The 17204-nt window shown below is 67.0% G+C and carries 19 protein-coding genes; 17 read left to right on the top strand and 2 right to left on the bottom strand.

Features of this window, described 5'->3' with window-relative positions:
- The first annotated feature begins 8 nt into the window (after nucleotides 1–8).
- Together betC and LHU95_RS15335 are read left to right on the top strand one after the other, a co-directional pair.
- Nucleotides 9–1568: a choline-sulfatase gene (gene betC, locus LHU95_RS15340; protein ID WP_248707832.1), complete on the top strand. Its 1560-nt coding sequence runs from the start codon at nucleotides 9–11 to the stop codon at nucleotides 1566–1568.
- The gene (locus LHU95_RS15335; protein ID WP_248707831.1) at nucleotides 1565–2524 is read left to right on the top strand and encodes a tripartite tricarboxylate transporter substrate-binding protein; all 960 of its coding nucleotides are present in this window, start codon (nucleotides 1565–1567) and stop codon (nucleotides 2522–2524) included. Before betC ends, LHU95_RS15335 begins: the two co-directional genes overlap by 4 nt.
- A gap of 100 nt (nucleotides 2525–2624) precedes the next feature.
- Here the strand turns inward: LHU95_RS15335 and LHU95_RS15330 are convergent, their stop codons facing one another.
- On the bottom strand, nucleotides 2625–2900 hold the full coding sequence (locus LHU95_RS15330) for a PepSY domain-containing protein (RefSeq protein WP_248707830.1): 276 nt from the start codon (nucleotides 2898–2900) through the stop codon (nucleotides 2625–2627).
- A gap of 145 nt (nucleotides 2901–3045) precedes the next feature.
- Here LHU95_RS15330 and LHU95_RS15325 point away from each other — a divergent pair, with 145 nt between their 5' ends.
- The 13 genes from LHU95_RS15325 to LHU95_RS15265 all read left to right on the top strand — a co-directional run bounded on the left by LHU95_RS15325 (nucleotide 3046) and on the right by LHU95_RS15265 (nucleotide 14447).
- Nucleotides 3046–3720, top strand: a complete 675-nt coding sequence (locus LHU95_RS15325; protein WP_248707829.1) for a response regulator transcription factor — start codon at nucleotides 3046–3048, stop codon at nucleotides 3718–3720.
- 56 nt (nucleotides 3721–3776) lie between these two features.
- On the top strand, nucleotides 3777–5081 hold the full coding sequence (locus LHU95_RS15320) for an ATP-binding protein (RefSeq protein ID WP_248707828.1): 1305 nt from the start codon (nucleotides 3777–3779) through the stop codon (nucleotides 5079–5081).
- A 93-nt stretch (nucleotides 5082–5174) separates the two neighbouring features.
- Nucleotides 5175–5660 carry a DUF2271 domain-containing protein gene (locus LHU95_RS15315; protein ID WP_248707827.1) on the top strand — a complete coding sequence of 162 codons (486 nt, stop codon included), beginning with the start codon at nucleotides 5175–5177 and terminating at the stop codon, nucleotides 5658–5660.
- Between the two features lie 21 nt (nucleotides 5661–5681).
- Nucleotides 5682–7880 (top strand): PepSY domain-containing protein, encoded by a 2199-nt coding sequence (locus LHU95_RS15310; RefSeq protein WP_248707826.1) that lies wholly within the window; start codon nucleotides 5682–5684, stop codon nucleotides 7878–7880.
- 10 nt (nucleotides 7881–7890) lie between these two features.
- Nucleotides 7891–8802, top strand: a complete 912-nt coding sequence (locus LHU95_RS15305; protein ID WP_248707825.1) for an FAD:protein FMN transferase — start codon at nucleotides 7891–7893, stop codon at nucleotides 8800–8802.
- Between the two features lie 98 nt (nucleotides 8803–8900).
- Nucleotides 8901–9344 (top strand): thioredoxin TrxC, encoded by a 444-nt coding sequence (gene trxC, locus LHU95_RS15300; RefSeq protein ID WP_248707824.1) that lies wholly within the window; start codon nucleotides 8901–8903, stop codon nucleotides 9342–9344.
- A gap of 100 nt (nucleotides 9345–9444) precedes the next feature.
- The gene (locus LHU95_RS15295) at nucleotides 9445–9798 is read left to right on the top strand and encodes a metalloregulator ArsR/SmtB family transcription factor (protein ID WP_248707823.1); all 354 of its coding nucleotides are present in this window, start codon (nucleotides 9445–9447) and stop codon (nucleotides 9796–9798) included.
- A gap of 172 nt (nucleotides 9799–9970) precedes the next feature.
- Nucleotides 9971–10393, top strand: a complete 423-nt coding sequence (soxX, locus tag LHU95_RS15290) for a sulfur oxidation c-type cytochrome SoxX (protein WP_248707822.1) — start codon at nucleotides 9971–9973, stop codon at nucleotides 10391–10393.
- Between the two features lie 17 nt (nucleotides 10394–10410).
- Nucleotides 10411–10872 (top strand): thiosulfate oxidation carrier protein SoxY, encoded by a 462-nt coding sequence (soxY, locus tag LHU95_RS15285; protein WP_248707821.1) that lies wholly within the window; start codon nucleotides 10411–10413, stop codon nucleotides 10870–10872.
- An 18-nt stretch (nucleotides 10873–10890) separates the two neighbouring features.
- The gene (soxZ, locus tag LHU95_RS15280; RefSeq protein ID WP_248707820.1) at nucleotides 10891–11223 is read left to right on the top strand and encodes a thiosulfate oxidation carrier complex protein SoxZ; all 333 of its coding nucleotides are present in this window, start codon (nucleotides 10891–10893) and stop codon (nucleotides 11221–11223) included.
- A gap of 34 nt (nucleotides 11224–11257) precedes the next feature.
- Nucleotides 11258–12031 (top strand): sulfur oxidation c-type cytochrome SoxA, encoded by a 774-nt coding sequence (gene soxA / locus LHU95_RS15275; RefSeq protein ID WP_248707819.1) that lies wholly within the window; start codon nucleotides 11258–11260, stop codon nucleotides 12029–12031.
- 16 nt (nucleotides 12032–12047) lie between these two features.
- On the top strand, nucleotides 12048–13709 hold the full coding sequence (gene soxB / locus LHU95_RS15270) for a thiosulfohydrolase SoxB (protein WP_248707818.1): 1662 nt from the start codon (nucleotides 12048–12050) through the stop codon (nucleotides 13707–13709).
- 3 nt (nucleotides 13710–13712) lie between these two features.
- Nucleotides 13713–14447: a cytochrome c biogenesis protein CcdA gene (locus LHU95_RS15265; protein ID WP_248707817.1), complete on the top strand. Its 735-nt coding sequence runs from the start codon at nucleotides 13713–13715 to the stop codon at nucleotides 14445–14447.
- 8 nt (nucleotides 14448–14455) lie between these two features.
- On the opposite strand, the gene LHU95_RS15260 is transcribed toward LHU95_RS15265, so the two are convergent.
- Nucleotides 14456–15004, bottom strand: a complete 549-nt coding sequence (locus LHU95_RS15260; RefSeq protein ID WP_248707816.1) for a thioredoxin family protein — start codon at nucleotides 15002–15004, stop codon at nucleotides 14456–14458.
- 77 nt (nucleotides 15005–15081) lie between these two features.
- Between LHU95_RS15260 and LHU95_RS15255 the strand changes: the two genes are divergently transcribed.
- Nucleotides 15082–16608, top strand: a complete 1527-nt coding sequence (locus LHU95_RS15255; protein WP_248707815.1) for a fused MFS/spermidine synthase — start codon at nucleotides 15082–15084, stop codon at nucleotides 16606–16608.
- Nucleotides 16605–17051, top strand: a complete 447-nt coding sequence (locus tag LHU95_RS15250; RefSeq protein ID WP_248707814.1) for a DsrE family protein — start codon at nucleotides 16605–16607, stop codon at nucleotides 17049–17051. The genes LHU95_RS15255 and LHU95_RS15250 overlap by 4 nt, the downstream gene beginning before the upstream one ends.
- Nucleotides 17052–17204 lie beyond the last annotated feature (153 nt).

Genomic DNA, 17204 nt, shown 5'->3' with positions numbered 1-17204 from the left:
ACAGCCCCATGCCGAAGCCCAACATCATCCTGGTGATGGCCGATCAGCTGACGGCAGGTGCCTTGCCGGCCTATGGCAACAGAGTAGCGAAGACGCCGCATATCGACGCGCTTTGTGCCCGGGGTACGGTCTTTGGCAACACGTATTGCAACTTCCCGATCTGTGCGCCCTCACGTGCTTCCATGTTGACCGGCCAGCGCGCGACGAGCATTGGCGCTTTCGACAATGGGGCGGATTTCCCCTCCTCCACGCCCACGCTGATGCATCACCTGCGGCTGGAGGGCTATCGCACCATTCTGGCGGGCAAGATGCACTTCGTCGGCCCCGATCAGCTGCATGGATATGAGGAGCGGATCACGACGGATATCTACCCGTCGGATTTCACATGGACGCCGGATTGGCAGGCGCCCGGCCCACCCGCTTCCGGCGCGCGGATGAGCCTGCTGGGCGTGGTCGAAGCGGGGCTTTGCACGCGCAGCCTGCAGCTCGATTACGACGAGGAGGTGGCCTACGCGGCGCAGCGCAAGCTTTTTGACCTGGCGCGCGATGAGGATAAGCGGCCGTTCTTCATGACTGTTTCCTTCACCCATCCGCACAATCCCTTCGTCACCACGCAGGAATACTGGGATCGCTACGACCCGGCGGAAATCGATATGCCGGCGGTGGGACCGATCCCCTATGAGGAGCAGGATGGCCGGAGCAAGCGCCACTATCTGCTGACCCGCTGTGACGAGCATGATGTGACGCCGGACCGCCTGCGCGATGCCCGCCACGCCTACTACGCCATGACCAGCTATATTGACGATAAGCTCGGCCAGCTGATGGCCACGCTGAAGGCCGCGGGCCTCGATGAGAACACGGTCGTGATCTTCACCTCCGATCATGGCGAAATGCTGGGTGAGCGCGGCATGTGGTTCAAGATGTGCCTCTTTGAGGGTTCGGTGCGCGTTCCCCTGGTCGTCGCGGGGCCGGGCTGGCCGCAGGGCGGAGCGCGGGCGGAAAACACCTCACTGCTTGATCTGGCGCCCACGATCCTGGCGCAGGCCGCAGGCGCGCCACGCGTGACGGCTTTTGAAGGGCGGGACCTTCTGCCACTGGCCAAGGGCGAAGCGAAGGATTGGCCCGAGGATGTGCTGTGCGAATACACGGCAGAGGGTTGCAACGAACCATGGCTCATGCTGCGGCGCGGTGCCCGCAAGATGATCTGGAGCGAAACGCATGGCCCGCAGCTCTTTGACCTTGCCGTTGATCCACATGAGGCGCGTGACCTGGCCGCGCTGCCGGAACACGCGGCCGAGGTCGCGACGATGATTGCCGCCATCCGCGCGCATTGGGATGTGCCGCGCGTCAACCGGGCCGCACTGGAAAGCCAGAAGCGCCGCCATATGCTGCGCACGGCATTGGCGCAGGGCCAGCGTCCGCCCTGGGATTGGCAGCCGCCGAGCGACGCCGCCCGACAATATGTTCGCAGCGGCGACAGCCCGACACTGACCAAGATCAGATCGCGCCTGCCTTACCGGGCACCCGTGGCGCCCGACCATCCCCGCAAGCCGGAGGACAAGCCATGACCATGGGACGCCGTGAATGGATGCTCGCCACCGCTGCGATTGCAATGTCCGGGGCCGGGCAGGCGCAGACGCTGCAGAACCGGCCTGTGCGGCTGATCGTGCCATTCCCACCGGGCGGGGCGGTTGATGTGATCGCGCGCATGATCACCACCCCCCTTTCCGAGGCGCTCGGCCAGACCGTCGTCGTGGAGACGCGGCCCGGCGCCGGGGCCACCATCGGTGCGGCTGCCGTCGCGAGTGCCGCGCCGGATGGCCACACCATCCTGTTCACATCGGCGGCGATCGCCTCGGCACCGGCGGTCATGCCGCAGCTGAGTTATGACGCGATGCGCGACCTCGCACCGCTCAGCCTGCTTGGCGATGTGCCGCTGGTGCTGACGGCCTCGCCGCAGAATGGCATCACCGATATGGCGGGGCTGCTCGCCGCGGCGCGGGCGCGGCCCGGTGCTTTGACCTACGCCACGCCAGGCAATGGCACGCCCATCCACCTGGCGATGGAGTTGCTGCAGCGTGAGGCCCGGATCAGCCTGGTGCATGTGCCCTATCGTGGCTCGCCGGTTCCAGATCTGATGGCTGGCCGGGTGGATTTCCATCTGGACAGCGCGAATGCGGCGGTTGCGCGGGGGCGCCAGGGGCAGGTGAAGCTGCTGGCCATTTCCACGCCGCGGCGCCTCGCCTCGCTGCCGGATCTGCCTGCCATCGCGGAGACCGTGCCGGGTTATGATGCGACAACCTGGTTCGCGTTCTTCGCCCCGGCGCGGGTGCCGGCGCCGATCCTGGCGGCATTGAGCGCTGCGCTTATCAGCGTCACAGCACGGCCGGCCCTGCGAGAGGCCCTGGCTGCGCAAGGCGTGGAGGTGCAGGCGACGGGTCCTGATGTGCTTGGCCGTTTGCTGCAAGCTGATACCGAGCGATGGGGCGGCATTGCGCGCTCTGTCGGCGCGCGCATGGAGTGATGCTCCGCCCGGCATGGTCGGGTGGTCAGACCTCTGGCCATGAGGAGGGCTGGGGGGAGAGCCGCATGTTCAGCGGCAGGTTGCCGTTGAACAGGGAGCCTCAGTCGTACTCGATCTCGACTTTCAGAACCCGCAGTGTCCCGGGGTGGAACGTCCCCTCATAGCGTTCGCCTCGGTCATTGGTTCCATGCACACGGTAGCAGCCATCCTTGCTCCTGATGCGGGTGACGCGCCAGCCCTGCGCTTCGACCTGCTGTTGCAATGCGCTGCGCGGCTGCCACTCCGCCAAGGGCACGTTGCAGCGCTGGTCGGCCATGGCCGTGCCGGTGCCAAGGGCGCAGAATGCCAGCGCAATCATGGGGAAAGATCGGGTCATGGCATCGCATCCTGTCAGTTGCAGCTGGCGATGATAAGGCCACGCCCACCTGACGGGAGCCTGAACGCGGCGGGCTGGCGCTTCAGCTGGCTGTCAGGTGCCCGCGGCATGACCGCATGCGGCCATTGATGCGAAGGACCGGGCAATGCGTGTGCTGTTGATCGAGGACGACGCCATCCTGGGTGCCGCCGTGCGCGACCAGGTTGCGGCCGATGGCCATACGGTGGACTGGGCGACGAGGCTCGCGACAGCCCGCGATTGCGTCGCGACCGTGACCTATGAACTCATCCTGCTCGACCTCATGCTGCCGGATGGCCGGGGGCTGGAGTTTCTCAAGGCCCGCCGGGCCGCGCGTGACGCAACCCCCGTGATCATCATGACGGCACGCGACCAGATTTCCGACCGCATCGCCGGGCTGAACACGGGCGCGGATGACTATCTGGTCAAGCCCTTCGACCTGGCTGAGCTATCGGCCCGCATTGGCGCCGTGGCGCGGCGCTATGCCGGCAACCCCAATCCGCAGGTGGAGATCGGCGACCTAACGATTGACCTGGCGGAACGATTGATCCAGCGGGCGGGCCAGCCCATCGCGTTGACGGCGCGCGAATGGGTCCTGTTCGAGGCCTTCGTCCAGCGCCCCCGCGCATTGGTCACCAAGGCGCAGATGGAGGAAAGGCTCTATTCCTTCGATGCCGAGGTGGAGAGCAACACCATCGAGGTCTATATCGGGCGAATCCGCAAGAAGCTCGGCCATGACATCATCGAGACGATCCGCGGCATGGGCTACCGGCTTGGGCAACCAAGGCGAGCGTCATCCTGATGCCCGCGCGGCAGCAGAGTCTGCAACGCCGCCTTGGCGGCGGCCTTGCGCTTGCAATGATCCTGCTTTGGCTTGCGGGCAGTATCGCGGCGGGGCTGATCCTGCGTCACGAGATTGACGAGGTCTTCGACAGCGCCCTGCAGGAAGTCACGCAGCGCATCCTGCCGCTCGCCTATAGCGAGATCCTGAACAGCGATCCGCCGGCTGAGGGCGAGAGCCCCGTCCAGCGGTTGCCGGCGGTGGTGCAGCATGAGGAGCAGATCACCTATATTGTTCGGGACGGCGAGGGCCGCGTCCTGCTGCAATCCCACAATGCCGACCCTGGGCTCTTTCCAACGCTGCTGACGCCAGGCTTCCAGGATCTGCGCGGCCTGCGCCTTTACACCGAGGCTGCGGTTCAGGGCACGCTGTTCGTCACTGCCGCCGAAGCGATCAGCCATCGGCGCCAGGCCGTCATCGAAGCGGTGGGCATGCTGCTTTGGCCCCTGGCGCTTTTGTTGCCGCTCAGCCAGCTCGGTGTCTGGGGGCTGGTGCGCTTCACGCTGCGTCCGGTGCTCGCATTCCAGGAGGAGATCGAGGCGCGCGGCCGGGGTGATCTCTCGCCCGTCAATGCACCTGCGCTGCCGCTGGAGCTGGCGCCTGTCGCGGCCTCCGTCAATCGGCTGATCGCGCGGCTGCAACGGGCGTTGGAGGCAGAACGCGGCTTCACCGCCAGCAGCGCGCATGAATTGCGGACACCTGTCGCGGCGGCGCTGGCCCAGGTTCAGCGGTTGCTGGCCGAGCTGCCGGAGGGTACCCCACATGAGCGTGCGCGCAGCGTGGAGGCCGCGTTGCGGCAATTGGCGCGCCTGTCGGAAAAGCTGCTGCAACTTGCCAAGGCCGAAGGAGCGGGGTTGCTGGCCGATGCGCCGCAGGACCTGGCGCAGGTGCTGGGGTTTGTCCTGGACGAGTTCATGGATGACCCAGGCTTTGCCGCCCGCGTCACCATCGCCTTGCCGGCAAGCGGTGTCTTGCTCTCGCGCATGGATGCGGATGCCTTCGCCATCCTGGCCCGCAACCTCATCGAGAATGCGCTGAAGCATGGTGCGGCCGATCAGCCGGTATCCATCGCGCTGACCGAGGACGGCTTTCTGCGAATTTGCAATGATGGCCCTGTGATCGACGCGGAAGCGATGGCCCGCCTCAAGCGCCCTTTCGAACGCGGTTCCACCCGAGCCAGCGGCTCCGGCCTGGGGCTGGCGATTGCCGAGGCTATTTCGATTGGCGCGGGCACCAGCCTGGAACTCTCCTCGCCCGTGCCTGGCCGTGAATCGGGCTTCGAAGCGCGCGTGCGGCTGCCCGGAAGTGTGGCGCTGCGCTGAACCGGCTCTGAACGGATCAGCATTCTCGGTTCAGGCGAGTGTCAGCCTGGGCGTCCATCTCTCCAGGATCGAAACGCCTGCTGGAGAATTCCGATGAACAAGATGCTCGCCACACTCGGCCTTGCGGCGACCCTCGCTGTGCCGGCCATGGCCTTCGCGCCGCCTGCCGAGGCGCGCAGCGTCACGCTGACCACGCAGCTGCGCCCCTATGGCGGCAACGGCGCCTATCTCGCCTTCTATCTTGTGGATGCGCAGGGTCGTTTCCACTCCACGCTGCATGTCGCCGGGGGTAAGGCCAAATATCATACGCATCTCAGCGCCTGGGCCCGCGGCCGAACGAGCGAGGCCGCGCGCATTGATGGCATCACCGGTGCCAGCGTCGGCAGCGGCCAGGCGCTTCGGGTAAGTGTTGAGATCGCCGACGCACTCATTGATGCAGGGTATCAGATCCGGGTGGATACCGCGGTTGAGAATGGGCGGGACAATCCAGGGGAAGTCACCGCGCCACTGACAGGCGCCGCCAGTGGCCGGCCAGTCGCCGGACGCGGTTATGTCGCCTCCTTCAAGTTCGATATGTGACGACGACGCGGGATCGCTGACATGCTTCGCCGCACCCATTCCCTGCCGGGCCTCTTCGCCGCGCTGCTGATTGCGGCGTTGGCTTTGACAGGCGCCTTCCTGGCGTTTGCCTCGATCACCGAGCGGATGGGCGCCACCATCCCGGCCGCGGGTGAGGCGACCGTGGCCGCCCTCGCCGAGGCCGTGGCCACCCGGCATCCCGAGGTGGAGCGGATTGTCCGGACGGCCTCCGGCTCTGTCATCGCTTACTATTTCGAGGCGGATTTGCCGGGCGCGGAAATGGTGGACCCGATGACCGGCCAGGCGATGGGGCCACATGAGCCGTCGGACCTGACCCGCACCATCACGAACCTGCATCGCTCCTTTTTGTTGGGCGATGCGGGACGCGTGGCGGCGGGCCTCGGGGCAGCGGCGATGGTGGTGCTGTGCATTTCGGGCGCCATGCTGCTGGCGGTGCGGCTGGGCGGCTGGGCGGCAATCCTGCGGGCCAGCCGTGGCACACTCTCCCAGCGGCTGCATTGCGAGTTGGGGCGGTTCGCGCTGATCGGCCTCATGCTCTCGGCGTTGACGGGCTGCTGGATGTCGCTCGCGACCTTCGGCGTGCTTCCCGATGGCGCGGCGGTGGAGGTCGCGCCCCTCGTACAGCCGAGCGGTGCTGCGCGGCTTCCGCCCGGGCACCTGGCGGCGCTGCAAGCCGTGGATCTGTCGGCCCTGCGCGAACTCACCTTTCCCTACGGCGATGATCTGACCGACTCCTACGCGCTGACCACGGCACGGGGCCTTGCCCATGTTGATGCGGCAACTGGGCAAATCCTTGACTTCACGCCCAATTCCCGTGCGCGGCAGGTGCATGAGACGATCGTCATGCTGCACACCGGGCGCGGCGTCTGGCCGCTGGCGTTGCTGCTTGGGCTCGCCGCGCTGGCCGCGCCGGTGCTGGCTGGTGCTGGTGGGGTGATCTGGTGGCGCCGTCGCGCTGCCTTACCGAAGCTCCGCCAGAATGTTGGCGCGCAAGCCGCGGATACGATCATTCTCGTCGGCAGCGAGGGCCATGCCAGCTGGGGCTTCGCGGCCACGCTGCATGCTGGGCTGAGCAGGGCCGGGCACCGCGTTCATACCGCGCCGATGAACAGCCTGGCACCGCGCTACGCACAGGCAGAGCGCCTGCTGGTGCTGACTTCGACCTATGGAGATGGTGACGCCCCGGCATCCGCGAAGCTGTTCCTGCAGCGCCTGGAAGCCTCCGCCGGGGTGCTGCCCGTCGCGGTGCTGGGCTTCGGTGACCGCAGCTTTCCGAGCTTCTGCGGCTTCGCGGAGAAGGTCGCCGCGGCGCTTGGCGCCAAGGGCTTTCCCATGCTGCTGGACACCTGGCTGATTGACCGGCAATCGGCACAGAGATTTGCCGCCTGGGGCGAAGCAATCGGCCGGGCGATGGGCATCAGCCTGGAGCTGTCGCATGTCGCGGCGCGCCCCAAGACCATCGCGCTGGCCCTGTCCGGACGCGTGGAATACGGCGCGGAATCGCAGACGCCAACGGCCATTCTGAGCTTTGTGCCGGCCGATGGCGGCAGGCTTTGGCAGCGGCGCCGTCTGCCGCGCTTCGAGGCGGGCGATCTCGTCGGGATCCTGGCGCCGGGGGGCAATCTGCCGCGCTTCTATTCGCTCGCCTCCGCCTCCAAAGATGGCGTGCTGGAGATATGCGTCCGCAAGCAGCCGGGAGGCCTTTGCTCGGGCTTCCTGCATGAGCTGGCGCCGGGCGGGCGGGTCCAGGCCTTCATCCGCCCCAACCCTGGCTTTCGGCCCTTGCGCGGGAAGGCGCCGGTGATCCTGATCGGCGCTGGCACGGGGATCGGCCCGCTTGCGGGCTTCATTCGCCACAACATCGCGCGCCGTCCCATGCACCTCTACTGGGGCGGGCGGCACCCCGGGTCGGATTTCCTCTATGAACCGGAGTTGGCGGCCTATGTCGGTGATGGGCGCCTCACGCAGCTGAACACCGCCTTTTCCCGCGTGCCGGGCGGCGGCTATGTGCAGGACCGGCTGACAAAGGACGCCGCGATGCTGCGAAGCCTGATCCGGCACGGCGCCCAGGTGCTGGTCTGTGGCGGGCGGGACATGGCGGGCGGCGTCGCTTGTGCCTTTGACGCGATCCTGCAGCCCCTCGGCTGCGACCTCGCATCCCTGAAATCGGAGGGGCGCTATCTTGAAGATGTGTATTGAGGCGGCGCCGATGGTGCGCCACATGCTGAATGGCCCGACCATGGGCACACGCTATGCCGCCGTGTTCTTCGCGCCGGACGGCATGGCGACCGAGGCCCTGGCCGCTGCGCTCTTCGAAGCTGTGGACCGCGTGGACCGGCAGATGTCCAGTTGGAAGCCGGACTCCGATCTCAACCGCCTGAATGCGGCGCCCATCGGCGAGTGGATTGCGATCCCGCGCGAATTGATGACGGTGCTCGCCGAGGCGCTGAAGATCGGCCGGGCCACGAAAGGCGCCTTCGATATCGGCGTTGGCGCATTGGTCGAGGCTTGGGGTTTCGGGCCGGGCGAGCGCCGGCCGGACCGGAGCCGCATCGACACCGCATCCGTATCGCCGCGCGCGGTGACGAGCGCGTCTTTGCAACTGGATGCCGCTGCTTTCCGCGCGCGGAAATCGGCCCCGCTGTCGCTCGATCTCTCGGGCATCGCCAAGGGCTTCGGCGTGGACGAGATGGCACGGGTGATGAACAGCTTTGGCATCCAGACCTGGCTGGTCGGCATTGATGGCGAGATGCGCGCCCAGGGTTTGAAGCCGGATGGCGCAAGCTGGGCCGTGGCGCATGAACGCCCCGACCGGTACAGCCGCGATGCGATGGGCGTGATCGAACTGACCGACAGGGCGGTCGCGACCTCCGGCAACTACCGGCATTGGGTGGAAGTTGCAGGCAGAGTTTTGTCGCACACGATGGATCCGGCCACGCAAAGCCCGCTCGATAACGGGATCGCCTCCGTCTCCGTTCTTGCGGGCACCTGCATGGCCGCCGATGCCTGGGCGACGGCGTTCATGGTGCTGGGTGCGGAAGCGGCCAGTTCGCTGGCCGCCAAGTTCGGATTGGAGACCATCTTCGTGTTCTGCGACGGGACGGTCAGGTCTACGGTCTGATCCGCCGCAGCCATGAATGCGGCCGGTTTGCTGGAGCAGAGCCGCTTCAGGCCGCAATGGCGATCCATGTTAGAGTGACTTGACGGAGGGACAGCACGATGACGCCGACAACCCAGATCGCTTGCCCGCAATGCGATGCCGCCAACCGTGTGCCGACGGCGCGGCTCGGCGATGGCCCGCGCTGCGGGGTGTGCAAGGCGCCCTTGTTCACGGGCAAGCCGGTTGCCCTGTCCGAGCTTCGTTTCCGCCGGCATCTGCGGATCTGCGAATTGCCGGTGCTGGTGGATTTCTGGGCCTCCTGGTGCGGCCCATGCCGCGCCATGGCGCCGGCTTTCGAGGCTGCCGCCGCCACGCTGGAACCGCGCATGCGGCTGCTCAAGGTTTCGACGGAGGAGGCCCCCGGGCTGGCGGCGGAATTGGCGATCAGCAGCATCCCGACCCTCGCCCTGTTCGCGGCTGGGCGCGAAATCGCCCGCCAGGCTGGTGCCTTGCCAGCCGGGCGCATCATCGCCTGGGCTGAGAGTGTTTTCCCGACCAAATAACTCCCAGGAGACCACGCGGCGGGCCAAGGGAGCCTGGAGATTGCGGCAAGCGCCCCCTAATAAGTGCCTGACCGTGAACACGTCATGGAGAAAGACGACCGTGGAGCCAGGGGCAGATGTTTCGGCCATCCAGGACAATGCAGCGGAAGCGGCGCGCCTGCTGCGTTTGCTGGCGAATGAACGGCGCCTGCTGTTGCTCTGCCACCTCGTTGGCGCAGGGGAGATGACGGTGACAGCGCTGGCAGCCAGCGTCGGCCTCTCGCAGCCCGCGCTCTCGCAGCATCTCGCCAAGCTCCGGGCCGATGGGCTCGTCGCCACGCGGAAGTCATCGCAGACCGTGTTCTACCGCCTGGCCGACCCCAAGGCCGCACGGCTGCTGGAAGTGCTGCGCGATCTCTATTGCCCGCCCCAGGCTCCGGCCATCGCAGCAGAGGCTGAGGCAACCAACGCCTGAAAGCGCCGGCCAAGGGGAGCCACTTCTCCAGCAAAGGCTGCAGCGATCAGGCCTGGCGAAACACGTGCAGGAAGTGCTTGTCCCTGGCCGCGCTGATGTGATTATATAAGCGGAAGCTAAACAACGGGGAAACGTCAAAGTGAGGATAGTCGGCCGCTGCGCTGCATGGACCTTGCTCGTCATCCTGGCGACCGGTCATGACGCCGCCAGCCAGGGCGAATCCCTTGTCCCATTTCAGGTCGTTGATGACGCGATTCCGCAGCCTTTGACGGCGAGCCCGGGTGATGCCGCACGGGGGCGGGCGATTGCTCTTGATCGCGCCAAGGGCAACTGCATCACCTGCCACGAACTGCCTGTCAGGGCTGATTTCCAGGGCAATCTCGGCCCGCCGCTGGCTGGCGTGGCCGCGCGTTATTCGCTGGGTGAGTTGCGGCTGCGCGTTGTGGACGGCAAGCGCCTCAATCCCGAAAGCAACATGCCATCCTATTACCGCACCCACGGGCTGGTTGCGGTGCGCCGTGAGTCAGTCGGGCGCCCCATTCTGACGGCGCAGGAGGTCGAGGACGTCCTCGCCTATCTGCAGACATTGCGATGATGATGATGGAGAGTTGCATGAACAACGCCCCTCAACCCAGCCGACGCGGCGTGCTGGCATTGGCTGCCGGTGGCATGGCGATCAGCCTGTTGCCGCGGCCTGCCTTCGCCCAGATGTCGCCCGCCACGCAGGCGGCGGTGGACCGTGTGCGCGGCACCCGCAGCCTGCAGGAGGGACGGATCACCCTGCGCGTTCCCCCCATTGCCGAGAACGGCAACACCGTGCCGCTGACCGTCTCGGTGGAGAGCCCGATGACGGCTGCGGATCACGTGAAGGCGATCCATCTTTTCGCGGACAAGAACCCAACGCCCGATCTCGCGACCTTCCAGTTCACCCCGGCGATGGGCCGCGCCAGTGCGGATACGCGCATCCGCCTCGGCCAGACCCAGGATGTCGTGGCGCTGGCGGAGATGAGCAACGGCTCGGTCTATCTCGTCCGGGCCGAGGTCAAGGTTACCATCGGCGGCTGCGGCGGCTGAGCGAGAAGGAAGAAGCACATGGCCTCCCCCATCGGACAACCCCGCGTTCGCATCCCCGCCCAGGCCCGCGCCGGCGAGGTGATCGAGATCCGCACGCTGATCTCCCACATCATGGAAACCGGCCTGCGGCGCGATGCCGCTGGCGCCATCATCCCGCGCGATATCATCAAGCGCTTCGAAGCGAAATTCGACGGGCAGGTGATCTTCGGCATGGACCTGGCTTCGGCCATCTCCGCCAACCCCTACATCGCCTTCCCCTTCAAGGTGGAGAAGGCGGGCAGCTTCGAGTTCGTCTGGACCAATGACGCCGGCGAGGAACGCAAGGCGACCGCCGAAATCCGGCTGAGCTGAGGCGCGCGGCATGTGGAGGGCAGCGGGTCTGACGTTGGGTGCCACGGCCCTCGTGGCCGTCATGGCGCTGGCGCAGGGCAATCCGCCGGCACCCCAGCGGGCGATTCCCAACCCGCAAACCGGCCGCGACTTCGCGACACCGGAAACCCTCGCCATCCAGGACGATGACTTCCAGAACCCGGCCATGCTCTGGGCCGAGGAGGGTGAGGCGGCCTGGAGCCAGGCCGAAGGCACGAATGGCCAGTCCTGCGCCTCCTGCCACAATGACGCGACGCAGACGATGCGCGGTGTGCGTGCGCGGATGCCAGCCTATCACCCGCGCCTGCAACGTGTCGTGACGCTGGAGCAGCAGATCAATATCTGCCGCACCGAGCGCATGGGCGCACCCGCCTTGCCTGTGGACAGCCGGCCGCTCAATGCCATGAGCACCTTCGTGGCGCTGCAATCGCGCGGCATGCCGGTGACTGTGGATATCAATGGCGCAGCGCGCGCCAGCTTTGACGCGGGGGAGCGTTTCTACAACACGCGGCGCGGCCAGCTCGATATGCGTTGCGGTTCCTGCCACGAGGATAATTATGGCCGCTCGCTCCGCGCCGACCTGCTCTCCCAGGGGATGAGCAATGGCTTCCCCACTTATCGCCTGAAGGAGCAGCGGGTGATCAGCCTGCAATTCCGCCTTCAGGGCTGCGTCGCCGATGTGCGTGGGCAACCGCCGGCGATGGGCGGCGAGGACTTCACCAATCTGGAATTCTACCTGGCCTGGCGGGCGCAGGGCCTGCCGGTCGAAAGCCCCTCGGTTCGCCGCTGATGGGCGGAGAACAGACATGATCACCCGTCGCGATCTTCTGGCCGCCGGCGCTGCGCTGGCGGCATTGCCCGCGCACGCGCAACAGGCGCCCACCCAGGCGGATCTGCTGCGCTTTGAGCCGCTGGGTCAGGTCACGCTGATCCACATCACGGATATCCACGGCCAGTTGATGCCGATGGGCTTTCGCGAAGCCTCCACCAATCTCGGCGTCGGTACGGCACGCGGCCTCGCGCCGCATATCACGGGTGCGGCGATGCTCGGTGCCTATGACGTGCCGCGCGGCACAGCGATGGCGCATGCGCTGACCGACCTCGACTACACGGAACTCGCGCGGCGCTTTGGCCCGATGGGTGGGGCGGATCGCATCGCCACGGTTGTGCAGGCGATCAAGGCGGAGCGGCTGGGCCGGACCATCCTGCTCGATGGCGGGGATACCTGGCAGGGCTCCTGGACCAGCCTGCAAACCAAGGGGGCCGATATGGTGGCCTTCCAGAAGGCACTGGGCGTCGAGGCGATGGTCGCGCATTGGGAATTCACCTATGGCGCCGAGCGTGTGCGTGAATTGGTGGATGGCCTCGGCTTTCCCTTCCTCGGTGCGAATATCCAGGACACCGAATGGAGCGAGGATGTCTTCCCAGCCCTCGCGGAGTTCGAGCGCGGCGGCGTGAAGGTGGCCGTGATCGGCCAGGCTTTTCCCTATACGCCGATCGCCAATCCGCGCTGGATGTTCCCCGACTGGGAATTCGGCATCAAGGAGGAGAAGCTGGCCGAGCGCGTGCAGGCGGCCCGTGCGGGCGGCGCGCAGCTTGTGGTGCTGCTCTCGCACAACGGCTTCGATGTGGACCGCAAGCTCGCTGCCCGCGTGCCGGGCATTGACGTGATCCTGACCGGCCACACGCATGATGCGCTGCCGCGCCCGCTCCAGGTTGGGCAGACGCTGCTGATCGCGACGGGGGCCAATGGCAAGTTCGTCAGCCGGCTGGATCTGGATGTGCAGGGCGGAAGGCTCGCCGGGTTCCGCCATGCGCTGATCCCGGTCTTTGCCAATGCCATAGCACCCGATGCGGCGATGGCGGCCCTGGTGCAGCGGCAGCGTGCGCCCTTCGCCGCTGACCTCGCGCGCGTGGTTGGCCGCACGGAAAGCCTGCTCTGGCGGCGCGGCAACACTGCCGGCACCTGGGATGACCTGATCTGCGATGCGCTGCTGGAACAGCGCGAGGCGGAGATCGCGCTCTCGCCCGGCTTCCGCTGGGGCACGACGCTGCTGCCGGGCACCGATATCACGGCCGAGGATGTGTGGTCACAGACCGCCATCACCTACCCCGCCGCCTATCGCAACCGCATGACGGGAGAGACGCTAAAAGCCGTGCTGGAGGATGTGGCCGATAATCTGTTCAACCCCGATCCCTATTACCAGCAGGGCGGCGACATGGTCCGCAGCGGCGGCATTTCCTTCACGCTGGATGTGACGGCCGCGTCAGGCCAGCGCGTCTCTGACCTGACTTTGCTGCGCACCGGGCAGCCGATCGAGGCCGCGCGCGAATACATCGTGGCCGGCTGGGCCAGCATCAACCAGGCGACGGAAGGGCCGCCGATCTGGGATGTGGTGAATAGACACCTCGCGCGCGGCCCCGTCCGCGTCGAACCGCGCAGCGACATCCGCCTGCGCAACGCCTGAGGGATGCAGGTCGGGTATGCCGCGGCGCTGCTGGGGGGCATGCTGTCCTTCCTCTCGCCCTGCGTGTTGCCGCTGATCATTCCGTATCTCGGATTCCTTGGCGGGGTGACCTTGCGCGCCGCACCTGGCGGGCCGGTCGCGGAGGCACCGGACCGCGGACGCGTCATGGCGGCGGCCAGCTTCTTTGTTCTGGGCTTTGCCACGGTCTTCACCGCGATGGGTGCGACGGCCAGCCTCATCTCGCAGCTTCTGTCCGATCATCTGGATACGGTGGCGATGATCGCCGGCGTCGTGCTCATTGCCTTCGGCCTGCATTTTGCCGGCGTCTTCCGGATTTCCTTCCTGAACTACGAGAAGCGTTTCCAGCCGACGGAAAAACCCGTCTCGCCGCTTGGTTCCTATGTGGTGGGGTTGGCTTTCGCCTTTGGCTGGACACCCTGCGTGGGGCCGGTGCTGGCCGGCATCCTGACCATCGCGGCGGCAGCGGACAGCGTCTGGGAGGGGGCGGCGTTGCTCTTTGCCTATGCGCTCGGCATCGGCGTGCCCTTCCTGCTGGCGGCGGCGTTCGTCACGCCCTTCCTGCGGTTTGTGCAGCGCTTCCGGAGGCACTTCCGCCTGGTCGAAATCCTGGTGGGCGGCTTGCTGGTGGTCACGGGGCTGATGGTGCTGACTGGCACCTTTCAGGATATCGGCGCCTTTCTGCTCGACCGCTGGCCCGATCTGGGGCGCTTTGGATGAGCCCGGAGTCAGCCGCGCTCCCGCCATGCGCGGAAGCTTCTGCCGCCCGCATAGCCATGCTCGGCCACATAGGTGAACATCGCCAGGAAATCCGGCTTCGGCATCAGGCCATGCATGCGCGCCACCTCGATCTCGCGGCCCATTCGGGGCGGCGCCTGCTCTGGCAGGAAAATGAAGCTCGGCGTGAAGGTAACTCGCCAACGCCGCGCCAGAGCGCGTTCCTCCAGCACTGTGCCATCGAAATCCGTCACCGGGCGCGCGCCATGCAGATCGAGTTGGATGATGCGGAAGCGTGGGCGGACGAAGCCCTCGATCTCGGGGCGCGTCAGGTGGTCGGTGTGCATCTCGCGGCAATAGGGGCAGCCGCGCTGGTCAAAGGTGACAGCGAGGCGCTTTCCCTCGGCGGTGGCTTCGCGCAAATCCTCGGGCAGATCGAGGAAGCCTTCGTGGAACCAGTCCTGGGTGAACCCGTTATCCGTGGGGACCGGCGCGGCGTGTGCCAAACCGGGGGCGAGCGCGAGGCCGGTGAGCAGGTTGCGGCGGGTGAGTCGAGGCATGGGCGCATCCTCCAGACCTTCATTCCTGCACCAGCATGTGCGCATCCGGCGGGGCCGCGTCAATGCGCCTGAGAGCCATGCTGGACGCTGGCACCATCCTGCTCGCCAGTGCGCTGGGCCTGGTTGTCGAGATCGTCGCGGGGCGGCTGCTGGCACCCTATGTGGGCATGTCGGTGCATTCCTGGACGGCGGTGATCGCGGTGGTGCTCGGTGGCTTTTCGCTTGGCCATTGGTGGGGCGGGCGGCTGGCGGGACCGGATTGCGACCGCGCGCGCGGTCATGGGCGGCTGGCCTGGGTGCTGGCGGGCTGCGCGCTGGCCTCCATGGCGGCCGTCCCGGCCTTGCGACTTGCGGCGCCCTACCTGGACCGGGAGGGCGTCTCGCCGCTCGTCGCCATGCTGGGCTTCGCGCTGGCGGGCTTCTTTGCGCCGAGCCTGCTGGTCGGCGCCGTCTCGCCGATCGTGACCAAGCTCGCCGTCGAGGAGGGTGAGCGGGACCAGATCGGCCGCGTGCTGGGGCGGCTTTTTGCGCTCTCGGCGCTGGGGGCGATCGGCGGGACGCTGATGGCGGGCTTCGTCTTCGTGGCCTGGATCGGCTCCTCCGGCACCATGCTGGTCTGCGCCGGGTTGTATGCGGCCCTGGCGGCGCTGCATGCGGCGATGGCTGCGCGGCGAGCGGCGGCACTTGCCCTCGCCGTCGCAGCCATCACGTGCCCGGCCGCTGCCTCGGCGTTGCAGGCCTATGGCCGTGTCTGTGATGTGGAGAGCGCCTATGCCTGCCTGCGCGTCGTGGATGCCGCGTCCATGGTGGGGCAACCCGCGCGGCTGCTTGTGCTGGACCATCTGGCACACGGGGTGAACGTCCGGGACGAGCCGGGGCTGCTGGCCCAGCCTTACCTGCACCTCGTGGATGAGTTGATGCAGCGCCGTGGCTTGCCCGCGACGCCCGCCGCGTTCTTCGCCGGCGGCGGAGCCTTTACGCTGCCGCGCGCCTGGGCTGCCACATGGCCGGATGCGCGCCTGACGGTGGCTGAAATTGACCCGGCCATCACGGCCCTTGCCCGGCGGGAGTTCTGGCTCGAGACCGGCCCCGGCGTTCAGGTCATCCCGCGCGACGGCCGTGCCGCGCTGCAGGCGCTGCCCACCGCCGCGCAATTCGACATGGTCTTTGCCGATGCTTTTCAGGACCTCGCCATGCCCGTGCATCTGGTCACGCGCGAATGGCACCAGGCGGTGCGCGCGCGGCTCAAGCCAGGTGGCGCCTATCTGGTCAATGTGATGGAGGATCGCAGCGATCCGCGCTTTCTCTTTGCGCTGCTGCGCACCCTCGCCGAGGATTTTCCTGCCGTCGAAGTCTGGGTGGAGGCGAGCGAGCAGCCTGCCGGGCGGCGCATCACCTATCTGGTCCTGGCATCCGATACGGCCAGCCCCGGCGCCCGCCTGGCAGCGCATCGCGGCCCGGCGCGGCAGTGGGCGCGACTTCCGGCGGCCTATGTCGCGGCCCGTTGGGCGGAGGCGCGCGTGCCGGTCCTCACCGATGATTACGCGCCGGTGGACCGGCTGATGTCTCATCTCATTCTCTCACCGGAGGCCAGCGGAAGATGAACCGTCGCAGCATGTTCGCCGGCCTCGCATCGCTGGCCCTCGGTGCCGCCGGCCCGCGCGAGACGCCGCTGGCAGAGCCCAGGCCCAGCATTGAAAATCCGCGGCGCATCGTGGTTTCACTCGCGGAAGCCGATCCGGCGCGGGCCAATGCGGTGTTCAGCAATATCATCAACGTGCAGAGCTTCTATGGCCAGGATCAGGTGCGCATCCTGGTCGTGGCCTATGGGCCCGGCGTGCGGCATCTGATCGCGGCGGAAAGCCAGGTGGTGGAGAGGGTCCAGTCGTTGCGGGCTTACGATATCGAATTCGTTGCCTGTGGCGCCACGCTGGACGCACTCGGCCTGGGACCCGAGGCGGTGATCGAGGGCATTGCTGTGGTGCCCAATGGCCTGCCGGAAATCATCGAACTGTCACTCCAGGGCTGGGTGCATCTGCGGCCCTGAGCGCCCTTGAGCGAAACTCTGCGATCTTGGTCGACGGGAAGGGCCTCCGGCGGCTGGGGCCATTGGCCCCAGACCCCATTCGTGTTGCTTTGCCCTCGCTGTCGGCTTCAAGGCAACGCGTCGCTGATGCGGGCGACTGGTTGCGGCGCTCGG

Source organism: Sediminicoccus sp. KRV36, assembly GCF_023243115.1.
Classification (GTDB): domain Bacteria; phylum Pseudomonadota; class Alphaproteobacteria; order Acetobacterales; family Acetobacteraceae; genus Roseococcus.
The sequence above is the reverse complement of the archived record's forward strand: the minus strand, read 5'-3'. Positions and strand labels throughout refer to the sequence as shown.

Excerpts from the sequence above, each read along its gene's own strand:
- betC (WP_248707832.1), top strand. The coding sequence starts at position 9 with ATGCCGAAGCCCAACATCATCCTGGTGATGGCCGATCAGCTGACGGCA.
- LHU95_RS15335 (WP_248707831.1), top strand. The coding sequence starts at position 1,565 with ATGACCATGGGACGCCGTGAATGGATGCTCGCCACCGCTGCGATTGCA.
- LHU95_RS15330 (WP_248707830.1), bottom strand. The coding sequence starts at position 2,900 with ATGACCCGATCTTTCCCCATGATTGCGCTGGCATTCTGCGCCCTTGGC.
- LHU95_RS15325 (WP_248707829.1), top strand. The coding sequence starts at position 3,046 with ATGCGTGTGCTGTTGATCGAGGACGACGCCATCCTGGGTGCCGCCGTG.
- LHU95_RS15320 (WP_248707828.1), top strand. The coding sequence starts at position 3,777 with ATGATCCTGCTTTGGCTTGCGGGCAGTATCGCGGCGGGGCTGATCCTG.
- LHU95_RS15315 (WP_248707827.1), top strand. The coding sequence starts at position 5,175 with ATGAACAAGATGCTCGCCACACTCGGCCTTGCGGCGACCCTCGCTGTG.
- LHU95_RS15310 (WP_248707826.1), top strand. The coding sequence starts at position 5,682 with ATGCTTCGCCGCACCCATTCCCTGCCGGGCCTCTTCGCCGCGCTGCTG.
- LHU95_RS15305 (WP_248707825.1), top strand. The coding sequence starts at position 7,891 with ATGGTGCGCCACATGCTGAATGGCCCGACCATGGGCACACGCTATGCC.
- trxC (WP_248707824.1), top strand. The coding sequence starts at position 8,901 with ATGACGCCGACAACCCAGATCGCTTGCCCGCAATGCGATGCCGCCAAC.
- soxY (WP_248707821.1), top strand. The coding sequence starts at position 10,411 with ATGAACAACGCCCCTCAACCCAGCCGACGCGGCGTGCTGGCATTGGCT.
- soxZ (WP_248707820.1), top strand. The coding sequence starts at position 10,891 with ATGGCCTCCCCCATCGGACAACCCCGCGTTCGCATCCCCGCCCAGGCC.
- soxB (WP_248707818.1), top strand. The coding sequence starts at position 12,048 with ATGATCACCCGTCGCGATCTTCTGGCCGCCGGCGCTGCGCTGGCGGCA.
- LHU95_RS15265 (WP_248707817.1), top strand. The coding sequence starts at position 13,713 with ATGCAGGTCGGGTATGCCGCGGCGCTGCTGGGGGGCATGCTGTCCTTC.
- LHU95_RS15260 (WP_248707816.1), bottom strand. The coding sequence starts at position 15,004 with ATGCCTCGACTCACCCGCCGCAACCTGCTCACCGGCCTCGCGCTCGCC.
- LHU95_RS15255 (WP_248707815.1), top strand. The coding sequence starts at position 15,082 with ATGCTGGACGCTGGCACCATCCTGCTCGCCAGTGCGCTGGGCCTGGTT.
- LHU95_RS15250 (WP_248707814.1), top strand. The coding sequence starts at position 16,605 with ATGAACCGTCGCAGCATGTTCGCCGGCCTCGCATCGCTGGCCCTCGGT.